Consider the following 12148-nt stretch of genomic DNA (forward strand, 5'->3'; position numbering starts at 1 on the left):
GCTATCCCCGGCCGCCGACAGCCCCGCATGCCGCCACCCCATGGGACCGACCGTTGCCGACAGTCCTCGGCGTCTGGCTGGAACACTGGGTTGGCTGGCACGCTGGGTCGGTGCCGTCCCCGAGCATCACCCACCTGGCCTGGCCGCTGCTGGATCGGCTCGCGCTGCGCGACCGACTCGTGTCGGCCTACGCCACCGACCGTGGCTACCACGACCTGCGCCACCTCGCCGAGGTGCTGGCCCGGCTCGACGAGCTCGGCGTCCGCTCGGGGGCGGACCCGCAGCGCGACGACCTCGTCGTCCTGCTCGCTGCCTGGTTCCACGACGCCGTCTACGCCGGGGCGGCAGACGACGAGGAGCGTTCCGCACGGCTCGCCGAGGAGACCCTCGCCGACGTCGGGCCACCGGTCACCGGGGACGACGTCGAGGAGGTGGCTCGGCTCGTCCGCCTCACCGCCGGCCACGACCCGGCTCCCGGCGACCGCAACGGCGAGCTGCTCTGCGACGCCGACCTGGCGATCCTGGCGGCCACCCCGGACCGGTACGCCGAGTACGTCGCCGACGTCCGCCGTGACTTCGCCGACATCGACGACACCGCCTTCCGAGCCGGTCGTGCCGCGGTGCTGTCCGAGCTGGCCGGACGAACCACGATCTTCCGTACCGCCCACGCGCGACGGCATTGGGAGCAGCGAGCGCAGACGAACCTCGCCGCCGAGCTGTCCTCGCTGGGCGGGCAGCTCTGAGGCTCTCAAGCAGGAGAGCTCAGACGGGCGGCTGCTTGCGTCGACGCAGGCCGGCAGCGTCGAGCCGGCGGACCAGCTCTCGACTCCGCACCGGGCGGGCACCGGCGTCGAGGGCCGCCTGATAGTGCTCCGACGGCAGGTCGTAGTGGTCCCGGTCGAAGCCGCACGCAGGCAGTCCGAGCGCGCCCGCGAACGCGTGCAGCTCGTCGTACGACGTGTCCGAGGCCAGATGCGACCACAGCCGGCCGCGCCACGGAACCGACGGCGGGTCGATGAGGATGGTCACGGCTCCATTGTGCCGACTCCGAGCGCTGCCCGGATCCGGGCGGCTCAGGCGGCTCAGGCGGCTCAGGCGGTCTGGGAGGCCTCGGGGAGGGTGACCACGAAGGCCGAGCCTGTCGGCTCCACGTCGCGATAGCCGACGTCGCCGCCGTTCGCACGAGCCAGCTCTCGGGTGATGAACAGCCCGAGCCCGGTGCCCATCACCCGCTGGGCGGTGTCGGCGTCCCGGGCGAACCGCTGGAAGAGGTGCTCCCGGAAGGCACCGTGCACGCCCGGGCCGGCGTCCTCCACGATGATCTGCACCAGGCCGTCGCTGGTCGCCGAGGCGGACAGCCCGGTCGCGCCGCCGGCGTACTTCTCGGCGTTGTTCACCAGGTTGGCCAGGATCTGGTCGAGGTGGCCGGGCTGCACCACCGCGGTGAGCGTCTCCGCGCACGCGATCGGCGGCCGGGACTCCTCGGGCACGGACGCGACAGCCGCGTGCAGCCGCGGAGCGAGCCGGCACGGCTGCGGTACGGCGGTGAGTGCGCCGCGGTCGCTGCTCACCATGGTGAGGATGTCGTGCAGGACGGCCCTGATCTGCAGCGCGTTGCGCTCGACGACTGCCAGGGCGTTGCGTGCCACCTCGACCTCGTCGCCTGCCAGCCCGTCGAGGGAGTCCGCGCCGACCTCGGCGTACCCCTGGATCGCGGTCATCGGATTGCCGATCTCGTGTCCGAGCATCCCGATCACGTCGATCTTGAACTGGTTCGCCAGCTCGAGCTCGTCGTTCTTCTCGGCGAGCCTGGCCGCGGCGGCGGCGCGCTCCCGCAGTGGTTCGTGCAGGGCGGCGCGCTGGGCCAGGCCATAGATCGGCACCAGCAGCAGCGAGAACCATGCACCGCCGGTCCACACCGCCGCCAACAGGCCTCCGATCAGCAGGACCGCTGCCTCGGTGCCGTAGAACGACCAGGTCCGCAACGTGGCCCGCAGCCAGACCTCGTCGGCGGCGTCGTTGAGCAGCGCCGTTCCGGTGAACAGCACGGTCTCGGTGGCGAGGAAGGCACCTGCGGCGGCCACGACGCCGACCAGTCCGCGGCCTCCGTCACCGGCCATCCAGTTCGCCTGGGTGCCGACGACGGCGGCGCGTACCGCCACGGCTGCGAGTCCGCTCAGGACCAGGAACCCGGCCGACCCGACCCATTTCCACAGCGGGATGCGCAGACCGCGCCAGCCGGCGTGCAGGTAGGTGACCACGACGATGAGCAGCAGCCACGGCGACGGGAGCAACAGCGCGGTGGCGAACGCCCAGGCCGACAGCGCCTTGTGCGGCTGCTGGGTGCGGGAAAGACCGCCTGCGAGGATCCGGCTGAATTCGACGTTGAGCACCGACACGATCACCAGCGCGAGCGCTGTCATCCATGCAGGCCGGCTGGCGTGCACCGGGCCATGCACCACGAAGGGCAGCGCGAGGGCCGCAACGATCACGGCCAGGATGTAGGCCCGCTCGATGGCAGGCACCCGCCAGAACTGCCGCCACGCAGCACCGATCGGCGAGGGCGGAATGATCGGCCGCAGCCCGACCTTCCCGGCCCTCCCGGCCCGCGGCATCGGACCCGCGCCGTCAGCAGCCATCACTCGTCCCTTCCCCCGCATCCTCTCCCGTCCCCACGAGCTCTGTACATCGGGATGCCGTGACCAACCGTAGGTGGCGGACGCGACGGGCCGCAGACAAAGCCCGAAACCGCTCGAAGCGTCGTACCGTCGGCGGATGGACGTCGAACCGATCAGCGACCACTGCCTCGCCGCGACCCGCGCCTGGCCCGCGTGCTGTCCCGACCACGAGCTGCCGAAGGAGCGCCGGCCATGGTTCCGGCCGGCCGGATCCCGGCCGGCCGGAACCATGGCACGGTGAGACAACGCAGGCTGGTCGTGGGCGGCATCATCGTGGACGACCTGAGCGCGCCGACCTCGGTCCTGGGCGCGAGACGCTCCGCGCCCGAGGAGCTCCGCGGGCTGTGGGAGTTTCCCGGCGGCAAGGTCGAGGAGGACGAGTCCGCTCGACACGCGCTTGCCCGTGAGCTCCGCGAGGAGCTCGCGGTCTCGGTGACCGTCGGCGCGGAGCTCCGGCACCCCGACGGCGCCTGGCCGATCTCGGACACCCACGAGCTGCGGCTGTTCTGGGTCGAGGTCAGTGACGGCGTACCCGTAGCGGGCGTCGCGCACGACGAGCTGCGCAGGTTGGACTCCGCCACCTTGACGTCGGTGCCGTGGCTGCCCGCCGACGCGGCCGCGGTGGATGCGGTCGCCGATGTCCTGCGGGGCGGAGCACGGAACCTCATCGACTGACCGGCACTGACCGGCACCCTCACCATCGCCGCATAGCGGTCGTCGTCAGCACCAGCTCACCGAGTTCATCGGAGGCGTCGAGGTCGACCTCGGCATCGATCATCCAGTCGTGGTGCCCGGCCGGGTCGGCGAGGGTCTGGCGCACCGGCCACCGCCGTCCGACCCGTTCGACCACGAACAGGTCCGGGCCGCGGGCGTCCCCGCTGGTCCCGATCGCACCGTGCTCGGCGTAGTACTCCTCGAGCGCGGCGTCCCAGGCCTCGCGCGTCATCACGACCTCGCGCGGCGGATCGCATCGGGAGGCCTCATCCTCCGACAGCGCTGCCAGGCCGCCGACATCGTCGCGGGCCGCCAGCTCCACCCTTCTCCACATCGCATTGCGAATCATCACGGTGAACGCACGCTCCTGCTGCGACAGCGGGCGCGGCGGAGGTGCAGCCGCGTCGACGAGGGTGCGCGGCTTGTGGTCCGGGTCCGACAACGCCTCCCACTCGTCGAGCAGTGAGGAGTCCACCTGCCGCACGGTCTCCCCCAGCCACTCGACGAGGTCCTCGAGCTCGGCCGGCCGGTGCGCGTCGGGGACGGTCTGCCGCAGGGTTCGGTAGGCGTCGGAGAGGTAGCGCAGCAGCAGCCCCTCGGACCTGGCGATCCGGTAGCGCCCGACGAAGTCGGTGAAGCTCATCCCCTGCTCGAACATCTCCCGGACCACCGACTTCGGATCGAGCGCGTCTACCGGCAGCCACGGGTGCGTCTCCCGGTAGATCTCGAACACCGGCACCAGCAGGTCGGCAAGCGGGCGCGGCCAGGTCACCTCGTCGAGCAGCGCCATCCGCTCGTCGTACTCCAGGCCGTCGGCCTTCATCTCGGCGATCGCCTCACCGCGCGCCGCGTGCTGCTGGGCGAGAAGGATCTGTCTCGGCGGGTCGAGCACGGCCTCGACCACCGACACGATGTCGAGGGCGTACGACGGGGCCTCGGGGTCGAGCAGGTCCAGTGCCGCGATCGCGAACAGCGAAAGCGGCTGGTTGAGCGCGAAGTCCGGCGGCAGCTCGACGGTGAGCACGTACCGCCGGCCGAGCTCGTCGGGCTCGTCCAGCCGGGTCAACACCCCCGAGTGCACGAGGCTCCTGGCCAGTCGCAGCGCCCGGCGCGCCAGTGCCAGCTGGGTACGCCGATCCTCGTGGTTGTCGGTCATCAGCCGCCGCATCACCGAGAACGCGTCCTCGTCACGGGCCGCGACGTTGACCAGCATCGCGTTGTCGACCTTCATGCGTGACCGCAGCTGCTCCGGGGTGCCGGCGACCAGCTTGTCGAAGGTCGCCTCGGTCCACACCACGGTGCCCTCGAGCGGCTTCTTCAGCTGGGCCTTGGACCTCCGCTTCGCCAGCTTGGCCTCGCTCATCGCGGCGTTCTTCGCGGCCGCCTTGGCTTTGGCCCTCTCGTTCGCGATGACGTGCTCGGGCGCCTGGACGACGACATATCCGGAGGTGTCGAAGCCCGGGCGCCCGGCCCGACCGGCGATCTGCTGGAACTCTCGGACCCGAAGCACTCGCTGGCGCCGGCCGTCGTACTTCGCGAGCGCGGAGAACAGCACGGTGCGGATCGGCACGTTGATGCCCACGCCGAGCGTGTCAGTGCCGCAGATGACGGTGAGCAGGCCCTCCTGGGCGAGCTGCTCCACCAGCCGGCGGTAGCGCGGCAGCATGCCGGCGTGGTGGACGCCGATGCCACGACGCAGCAACTTCGACAGCGACTTTCCGAAGCCGGCCCCGAACCTGACCTCGGCCAGCCGCTCCTTGATCAGCTCACGGTTCGGGCCTCGCGTGAGCTTGTCGAAGGCGGGATTGAGCAGCGAGGTCGCCTGCTCGACGGCCGCCGCCTGGGTGAAGTGCACGACGTAGACCGGCGCCTGGCCGGTCTCCACCAGCTCCTGCAGCGTGTCGGCCAACGGCTCCAGCGACCAGTTGAAGTGCAACGGCACCGGCCGCTCGGCCTTGTCGATGGTCGCGGTCTCACGACCGTTGCGCAGAGTCAGGTCGGCCGCGATCTCGCTGACGTCGCCCAGCGTGGCCGACATCAGCACGAACTGCGCCTGGGGAACCTCGAGCAGCGGCACCTGCCACGCCCAGCCGCGCTGGGGATCGGCGTAGTAGTGGAACTCGTCCATGATCACCAGGCCGACGTCCGCGCTCGCCCCCTCGCGGAGCGCGATGTTGGCCAGCACCTCCGCCGTGCAGCAGATGATCGGCGCCTCCGGGTTCACCGAGGCGTCGCCGGTCAGCAGCCCGACGTCCGCGGCCCCGAAGACGTCGCAGAGGGCGAAGAACTTCTCGCTCACCAGCGCCTTGATCGGTGCGGTGTAGAAGGACACCCGCCCGTCGGCGATCGCCGCCATGTGCGCCGCGGTCGCGACCAGGGACTTCCCCGAGCCCGTCGGCGTGGCGAGCACGACGTTGTTGCCCGCGAGCAGCTCGATGATCGCCTCCTCCTGGTGCGGGTAGAGCTCGAGGCCCTGTTCCTCTGCGAACCCGAGGATCCGCTCGTACGCCACCTCGCTCACCGCGCTGCTGTCCCGACACGGCTCCCTGCCATTCCCCCATCCTCACGCACTCGGGCACGACGACCGACCGGCACCCGCCCGGAACTCACCTGTGAAGGTGCGACCGCTCGCCATCGGGGTCGAGCATGGCGATGATCTCGGCGGGCCCCCGATCAGCGCCGAACGCGTGCGGCACCATCGTGGAGAACTCGGCCGCCTGCCCGGCCTCGACCCTGATGGTGCGCTCCCCCAGCAGCAGGATCACCGTGCCGGTCAGCACGGTGAACCAGTCGCGCCCCGGATGTACCGGCAGCTCGCCGTCCCTACGCCGCGGCGGCGGTTGGGTGAGCCGGATCTTGGCGACCTTGATGCCATGGGGAGCAGGATCGCGGGACAGCAACCAGGTGGTCATCCCGCGGGCCTCGTCCCGGTGCGGTCGGATCACCACGTCCTGGTCGTCCTCGGCCTCGACAAGATGGTCGATGGAGGTGTCGAGCACGCGCGCGATCGCGGTCAGCTGGTCGAGGCCGATCCGCCGTTGACCCGTCTCGATCCGGCTCAACGTCGAGGCGCTGAGGAAGCAACGGGCAGCCAGGTCGTCGAGCGACCACCCGCGGGCGACCCGCAGGCCGCGGATGCGCTGGCGGACCAGTGCATCGAGATCCCGATCTTGCGTCATACGCAAGATCGTATGCCTCTAACGCAATCCGCGCCTACCCTGGACCTCATGAGCCACGCACACTCCGACCACCAGGCCTCTCACCACCAGGCCTCTCACCACCAGGCCTCTCACCACCAGGCATCCCAGGGCGGGGTCGACCTGCTCGACCTCGATGCCGAGGTCATCGCCGAACAGCTCCACGCGGTGCGGACCGACCTCGGCAGGCTGGTCGACGAGCCGGTGCGCCGGATCGTCGACCTCGGCGCGGGAACCGGCACCGGCACCTTCGGGCTCCTGGAGCACTTCCCCGACGCCCAGGTCGTGGCGATCGACTCCTCTGAGGAGGCCCTCGACCGACTACGCCGCCGCGCCGAGCAGCTCGGACTGTCCGATCGGGTCAGCAGCTTGTGCGCCGATCTTGACGAAGGGGTCCCCCCGCTGGAGCCGGTCGATCTGGCCTGGGCGTCAGCCTCCCTGCACCACCTCTCCGATCCAGACCGCACGCTGGCCGGGGTGGCCGCCGCCATCCGCCCGCGAGGCCTCCTCTCGGTCGTCGAGCTGGCAGGGTTCCCCCGCTTCCTGCCGGACGGCACCCCCGGCAGCGCAGCAGAGGCGCGCGCCCACGAGCTCCTCGCTGCCGACCGCGCCATCGACGCACCCACCATGGGCAGCGACTGGGGACCGCGGCTGGTCCGAGCCGGACTCGTCCTCGAGATCGACCGGGCGATCGCCATCGACCTCACCCCGCCACAGCCGCCCGTGGTCGGCGAGTACGCCGCCGGCGCACTCGAGCGCATCCGCGGCGCGGTCGCCGATCGGCTCGGGGCCGACGACCTCGGCGCGCTCGACGAGCTGCTCACCGGCGGGCCCAACGACGTACGACGCCGCAACGACCTGCAGGTCCGCACCGAGCGATGGCTGTGGATCGCTCGCCGACCTGCCGACCCGGCCGCGTAGCCGCGGCTCAGCGGATGCAGGTCAGGCAGGTGGTCGCCGTCGGCCGCGCCTCGAGCCGCGCCGGGTCGATGGACCCACCGCAGCGGCTGCAGACGCCGTACCTGCCCGCGTCCCACCGCTCGAGCGCGCGGTCGACCTCCCGCAGACGCTCCTGTGCCTGCCTGATCAGCGCCTCCAGCTGGGACCGCTCGAACGCGATCGTGGCGCCCTCGGGATCGTGCTCGTCGTCAGCGTTCGACCCGCGCGACGCGGCCACCATGCCGGCGAAGTCGCCCTGGAGCGCCGCGAGGCGCTCGGCGGTCCGCCGTCGCTCGGCGAGCAGCCGGTCGGCATCGGCAGACCTCTTCGCGGCACGCGCGTTTGCAGGGGGCTCGGTCATCGGGTGCCGGCGCTGTACTGACACTCGTCGTAGCCCGCGTCGTACTGCGCCCGGGTCACCGGGATGACGAGGTCGAAGGTGTGGCTGCGGGCATGGCGGCCGAAGGTGAGGACGGTGGAGACGTACCCGGGCAGGACGTCGTCGAGACTGCCCCGCTGAACGTAGAACGACAGGTCGAGCACGCCATTCGACGTCGATGCGACGGTGAGACCCCGATAGACCAGCCCACCACGTGCCTGGTCGAAGGTGCAGCCGTCACGAGCGGCATGGATCGAGAAGCTCGTCACCTTCGCCAGGCCGCCCACCGCTTCCGCCGCCGGGTCGCTCGCACCATCGTTGCGTGCCGAGAGGACCAGGACGGCGGCAATGATCACGAGAACTGCAGCCGCCGAGGCCGCCCCCATCACCACCCGCTGAGCCATGACAGAACGCTACGGGACCAGCGCAGCGCCGGACGTGGAATGGCGATCCGGGACGGCGCGATCGTGAGACGCCGCCCGGAGGGCATATCCGCACATCCGCGATGGTTGACCTGACAACTACATCTTCTCCAGGAGGCACCATGTCCCAGCTCGTCATCTTCGGCGGAACGGGCTATGCCGGTTCCCACATCGCCCGCGAAGCGGTCCGGCGCGGCCACGTGGTCGTCTCCTACTCGCGGCACGAGCCGGCCCGACCGGACGAGGGCGTGGACTACCGCATCAGTTCGATCACCGACCCGACATCGGTGCGCGCGGCCGCCGACGAAGCCGACGAGCTGGTGGTGGCGGTGCACGGCGCGGACGTGGACGGCCAGCCGCTGCTCGCCGTACTCCCGTCGCTGGTCGAGGCGGCACGGGCCGCTGGCACCCGGCTGTCGTTCGTCGGCGGTGCCGGGAGCTCGTACGTCGCGGAGGGCGGTCCGCTGCTGCTCGACACCCCCGACTTCAACGAGGAGTGGAAGCCCGAGGCGAGGGCACACGCCGCCGTGCTCGACGCCTTGCGTGAGGCGCCCGAGGACCTCGACTGGTTCTACGTCAGCCCGGCGGCGCTGTTCGGCGCCTGGGCACCCGGCGACGACACCGGCAGCTACCGCACCGGCGGAGACCTGCTGGTCACCAAGGACGACGGGTCGTCGGAGATCTCCGGGGTGGACTTCGCCCGGGCGTACGTCGACGAGATCGAGCAGCGCAACCACCTGCGCCGTCGCTTCACCGTCGGCCACTGAGCCGCGACGCGACGACTCGGCACCATGGGTCGTTCGTGGCGATGTCACAGATCGGTGCGGGCCGGCGTCTTCATGTCGTGGCCACTCACCACGGACTCACCATGGAGGACGACATGACCGGAACGACCCGTATCCCCGCAGCCGAGGTCTCCGGACCCAAGGGCTGGCTCGTGGAGCGGTTCGCCAGGAGGACCCTGGGTCAGGTGCCGAGCTCGATCGGCGTCTACTGGCACAACCAGAAGGTGCTGATGGACATGGCCTCGGTCGGGGGCAAGGTCAAGAAGTGGGACGCCTGCGACGAACAGCTCAAGTCGTTCGCGCACATGGCGGTTGCCTCGAGGGTCGGCTGCACCTGGTGCCTGGACTTCAACTACTTCGAAGCCCACAACGTGGGCCTCGATCTGACCAAGGCGCGAGAGATCCCGCGGTGGCGCGAATCCGAGGTCTTCACGGCACTGGAGCGCGAGGTATTGACCTATGCCGAGGCCATGACCGAGACCGAGCCCACCGTGACCGACGAGATGGTCAGCTCACTGCGGTCCCAGCTCGGCGACTCCGCATTGGTCGAGCTCACGGCGGTGATCGCGTTCGCGAACTTCACGACCCGTCCGAACGTCGCGCTCGGCATCGAGTCCGACGGCTTCGCCGCGGCGTGCGGCCTCAAACCGCTCGCGGACCGCGTTGCCGCAGCGTCGTGACCAGACCGACAACCTGCCTTAGGACAACGTCGTCGGATCTGTGTTCGCGCCGCAGACGACGACCGCGACCCGTTCGCCCGCAGCAGGGGCGTATCGGCCGGAGAGCAGCGCTGCGTACGCCGTGGCGGCGCCGAACTCGGACGCGATGCGATACTCGGTCCACAGCTCCTGCCGGGCCTGCACGATCTCGTCGTCGGTGACCAGGACCGAGATGGGCTTCTCAGCCTTCTGCGCGGCGAATGCCAGGCCGCCGATCCGGCGAGCTCCGAGAGAATCGGCGGCGACACCGGAGACGCTGACGTCGACGGGCTGATCCGCCGCCATGGCGTTGTGCAGGGTGGGAATCCTCTCCGGCTCCACCGCGACCACACGGACCCGTCCCAGCGCCGATGCGGCGATGCCGGCGTAAAGGCCGCCTCCCCCTACCGCGACGACGATGGTGTCGATGGAGGGCTCGTCCTCCATGATCTCCTCGGCGATCGTGCCCGCACCCGCAGCGATCTCCGCTTGGTCGTAGGCGTGGACGAGACTGGCGCCGCTGGAGTCGGCGAAGGCGACGGCGGCCTCGTAGGCCTCGGCGTACTCGGCGCCGCCGCGGACCACCTCGGCTCCGTAGCGTCGGATCCGGGCGACCTTGACCTCGGGCGCGGCCTGCGGAACGAACACGGTGGCCCTGATCCCGAGCCGGCCGGCGGCGTACGCGTGGGCAAGGCCCGCGTTCCCTCCGGACGCGACCACGATGCCCGCCGCGCCGAGCTCTCCGGTCTCGGAGGCAGCCAGCTGGCGGTTGAACGCCCCGCGGGTCTTGAAGACGCCGCAGTGCTGCAGGAACTCGCACTTGAGCCACATCCCATCCTGCGGTGCGGGTGCCAGCAGCGGGGTGCGCCTGATCCGGCCCTCGATACGTCGGGCTGCGGCCAACACGTCCTCACGAGTGATGCTCACGAGTTCAGTATCGGTCTCCATGGGGCGACCACCGGGGATCGGGTGTCAGGTGCGCCGGACGAAGCGGACGTCGCCGTTGGGCAGTCGACAGGCGGTGAAGCGAGGATCGTGGGCGAGGTGGTGATGGTGGCTGCACAACAGCACCCCGTCCTCGAGATTGGTGCTGCCTCCGGCCGCCCACGGCTTGTCGTGGTGGGCCTCGGTCCAGGCGGCCGGGATCGTGCAGTCCTCGGCACGGCAGCCGCGGTCGCGAAGCCGCAGCGCCTTGTGTTGGGACCGTGTGAACAGGCGGCTGCTGCGGCCGAGGTCGAGCACCTCGGACCTGCTGCCGAGGACGACCGGGACGAGTCGGGCGTTGCAGGCGAGCCGGCGTACCTCGCCGGCACTGAGCCGGTCGCTGTCGCCGTCGCCGGCGCCGAGCAGGTCGGCTGCCGCCAGCTCGGCGCGCAGCTGGTCGAGGGACAGGGTGATCAGCACCGTGGTGGCATCACCACCGTGGTCGGGGAGCTTCTCCGGGTCGAGGTGCTCGAGCAGGGAACAGAACGCCTCGCCGAGTCGACGCGGGTAGGGAACCCGGTCGATCGGCGGCTGGGGGTTGTCGGCCTCGCTGCCCAGGTGTCGAGGTGAGGCGAACGACTCGAGGTAGGTACACAGCCGCCTCGCCGCAGACTCCGGGAGGCGCCCGGAGATGCGAGTGGTGCCGTCGCCGAGGGGTCGGAGGCTCATCTGGGTCTTCTCCCGAGCATGCCGCTCCTCGTCGGCCAGCCGGCGACCTTCCTCCTCCTCGGCGACCTCGGGGGCAACGAGGTCGAGGATCCGACGTCCCACTCGGCGCAGCTGGCCGGGAGTCAGCTCCGCGGCGTAGCCGACGAGGGTCGCCTCGGCTCGCTCGAGGAGCTCGCGGCCGAGGCGGTCCGGCAGGGCGTCGAGCGCGCGGTCGATCACGCGGGCCTGGGCCACGTTGCAGCGACCACCAGCCAGCGCGTCGGCAAGTGTGAGTCGGTCTCGATCGAGGCTGCGCGCCAGCCGGGCGTCGGCGCGGGAGCTGTCGGCCTCGTTGCGGGTGTGGTGGGCGTACCAGGCGCCCACGTCCCGAGCGGCGTCGATCTCGGCCACGTCGGCTGCGGCGGCCATCACCTTCAACCGAAGCCCGGCCACCCGAGACTCGACCACGGCCAGCTCACGCAGCGCTGCCGCCTTCTCCTCGGTCGACAGGTACGTCGCCTGGACGTCGACCACCTCATCGAGCCCGTTCCTGAGCCGGCTGACGCAAGCGAGGATCGGATGCTTCGGGAGTGGCGGTGCGGTCATCTGCTGCTCCGGTGTCGACGTCATCCGCCCGGCCGGGCGGATGCTGCGTCGTCTCGCCGGAGGCACCAGCGACGGTGCAATTACTGACCGCTTCGCGA

General features: G+C 70.8%; 14 protein-coding genes. 6 read left to right on the forward strand and 8 right to left on the reverse strand.

Going from position 1 to position 12148, the window contains the following annotated elements:
* The first annotated feature begins 110 nt into the window (after positions 1–110).
* On the forward strand, positions 111–743 hold the full coding sequence (locus Q9R13_RS07875; RefSeq protein WP_310964529.1) for an HD domain-containing protein: 633 nt from the start codon (positions 111–113) through the stop codon (positions 741–743).
* A 19-nt stretch (positions 744–762) separates the two neighbouring features.
* On the opposite strand, the gene Q9R13_RS07880 is transcribed toward Q9R13_RS07875, so the two are convergent.
* Positions 763–1029 carry a DUF4031 domain-containing protein gene (locus Q9R13_RS07880; protein WP_310964530.1) on the reverse strand — a complete coding sequence of 89 codons (267 nt, stop codon included), beginning with the start codon at positions 1027–1029 and terminating at the stop codon, positions 763–765.
* Between the two features lie 62 nt (positions 1030–1091).
* Entirely contained in the window at positions 1092–2639 is a 1548-nt protein-coding gene (locus Q9R13_RS07885) for a sensor histidine kinase (protein ID WP_310964532.1), read from the reverse strand.
* Between the two features lie 136 nt (positions 2640–2775).
* On the opposite strand from Q9R13_RS07885, the gene Q9R13_RS07890 reads away from it, so the two are divergent.
* Both Q9R13_RS07890 and Q9R13_RS07895 read left to right on the forward strand, forming a co-directional pair.
* Positions 2776–2919, forward strand: a complete 144-nt coding sequence (locus Q9R13_RS07890; RefSeq protein ID WP_310964533.1) for a hypothetical protein — start codon at positions 2776–2778, stop codon at positions 2917–2919.
* Positions 2916–3353, forward strand: a complete 438-nt coding sequence (locus Q9R13_RS07895; RefSeq protein WP_310964534.1) for an NUDIX domain-containing protein — start codon at positions 2916–2918, stop codon at positions 3351–3353. Before Q9R13_RS07890 ends, Q9R13_RS07895 begins: the two co-directional genes overlap by 4 nt.
* 19 nt (positions 3354–3372) lie before the next feature.
* Here Q9R13_RS07895 and Q9R13_RS07900 read toward each other — a convergent pair whose 3' ends face one another.
* A complete protein-coding gene (locus Q9R13_RS07900; protein WP_310964536.1) occupies positions 3373–5913 on the reverse strand; it encodes a DEAD/DEAH box helicase in 2541 nt (846 codons plus the stop codon).
* A gap of 85 nt (positions 5914–5998) precedes the next feature.
* Positions 5999–6571 carry a helix-turn-helix domain-containing protein gene (locus Q9R13_RS07905; protein WP_310964537.1) on the reverse strand — a complete coding sequence of 191 codons (573 nt, stop codon included), beginning with the start codon at positions 6569–6571 and terminating at the stop codon, positions 5999–6001.
* Between the two features lie 48 nt (positions 6572–6619).
* On the opposite strand from Q9R13_RS07905, the gene Q9R13_RS07910 reads away from it, so the two are divergent.
* Positions 6620–7510, forward strand: coding sequence for a methyltransferase (locus Q9R13_RS07910; protein WP_310964538.1), 891 nt, complete (start codon positions 6620–6622; stop codon positions 7508–7510).
* Positions 7511–7517: 7 nt separating this feature from the next.
* Here the strand turns inward: Q9R13_RS07910 and Q9R13_RS07915 are convergent, their stop codons facing one another.
* Positions 7518–7889, reverse strand: a complete 372-nt coding sequence (locus tag Q9R13_RS07915) for a TraR/DksA family transcriptional regulator (RefSeq protein ID WP_310964539.1) — start codon at positions 7887–7889, stop codon at positions 7518–7520.
* Positions 7886–8311, reverse strand: a complete 426-nt coding sequence (locus Q9R13_RS07920) for a hypothetical protein (RefSeq protein WP_310964540.1) — start codon at positions 8309–8311, stop codon at positions 7886–7888. The genes Q9R13_RS07915 and Q9R13_RS07920 overlap by 4 nt, the downstream gene beginning before the upstream one ends.
* A gap of 140 nt (positions 8312–8451) precedes the next feature.
* On the opposite strand from Q9R13_RS07920, the gene Q9R13_RS07925 reads away from it, so the two are divergent.
* Both Q9R13_RS07925 and Q9R13_RS07930 read left to right on the forward strand, forming a co-directional pair.
* Positions 8452–9096, forward strand: a complete 645-nt coding sequence (locus tag Q9R13_RS07925) for an NAD(P)-dependent oxidoreductase (RefSeq protein ID WP_310964541.1) — start codon at positions 8452–8454, stop codon at positions 9094–9096.
* Between the two features lie 113 nt (positions 9097–9209).
* Positions 9210–9794, forward strand: coding sequence for a carboxymuconolactone decarboxylase family protein (locus tag Q9R13_RS07930; protein ID WP_310964542.1), 585 nt, complete (start codon positions 9210–9212; stop codon positions 9792–9794).
* Between the two features lie 18 nt (positions 9795–9812).
* On the opposite strand, the gene Q9R13_RS07935 is transcribed toward Q9R13_RS07930, so the two are convergent.
* Both Q9R13_RS07935 and Q9R13_RS07940 read right to left on the reverse strand, forming a co-directional pair.
* Entirely contained in the window at positions 9813–10739 is a 927-nt protein-coding gene (locus Q9R13_RS07935; protein ID WP_310964544.1) for a threonine/serine dehydratase, read from the reverse strand.
* A 45-nt stretch (positions 10740–10784) separates the two neighbouring features.
* Positions 10785–12050, reverse strand: coding sequence for an HNH endonuclease signature motif containing protein (locus Q9R13_RS07940; RefSeq protein ID WP_310964545.1), 1266 nt, complete (start codon positions 12048–12050; stop codon positions 10785–10787).
* Positions 12051–12148 lie beyond the last annotated feature (98 nt).

The organism is Nocardioides marmorisolisilvae (assembly GCF_031656915.1).
GTDB classification, from domain to species: Bacteria; Actinomycetota; Actinomycetes; order Propionibacteriales; family Nocardioidaceae; genus Marmoricola; species Marmoricola terrisoli.

What these genes read in the sequence shown, in the direction of transcription:
- Q9R13_RS07885 (WP_310964532.1), bottom strand. Translation starts at nt 2,639, where the DNA reads ATGGCTGCTGACGGCGCGGGTCCGATGCCGCGGGCCGGGAGGGCCGGG.
- Q9R13_RS07890 (WP_310964533.1), top strand. Translation starts at nt 2,776, where the DNA reads ATGGACGTCGAACCGATCAGCGACCACTGCCTCGCCGCGACCCGCGCC.
- Q9R13_RS07905 (WP_310964537.1), bottom strand. Translation starts at nt 6,571, where the DNA reads ATGACGCAAGATCGGGATCTCGATGCACTGGTCCGCCAGCGCATCCGC.
- Q9R13_RS07910 (WP_310964538.1), top strand. Translation starts at nt 6,620, where the DNA reads ATGAGCCACGCACACTCCGACCACCAGGCCTCTCACCACCAGGCCTCT.
- Q9R13_RS07915 (WP_310964539.1), bottom strand. Translation starts at nt 7,889, where the DNA reads ATGACCGAGCCCCCTGCAAACGCGCGTGCCGCGAAGAGGTCTGCCGAT.
- Q9R13_RS07920 (WP_310964540.1), bottom strand. Translation starts at nt 8,311, where the DNA reads ATGGCTCAGCGGGTGGTGATGGGGGCGGCCTCGGCGGCTGCAGTTCTC.
- Q9R13_RS07925 (WP_310964541.1), top strand. Translation starts at nt 8,452, where the DNA reads ATGTCCCAGCTCGTCATCTTCGGCGGAACGGGCTATGCCGGTTCCCAC.
- Q9R13_RS07930 (WP_310964542.1), top strand. Translation starts at nt 9,210, where the DNA reads ATGACCGGAACGACCCGTATCCCCGCAGCCGAGGTCTCCGGACCCAAG.
- Q9R13_RS07940 (WP_310964545.1), bottom strand. Translation starts at nt 12,050, where the DNA reads ATGACCGCACCGCCACTCCCGAAGCATCCGATCCTCGCTTGCGTCAGC.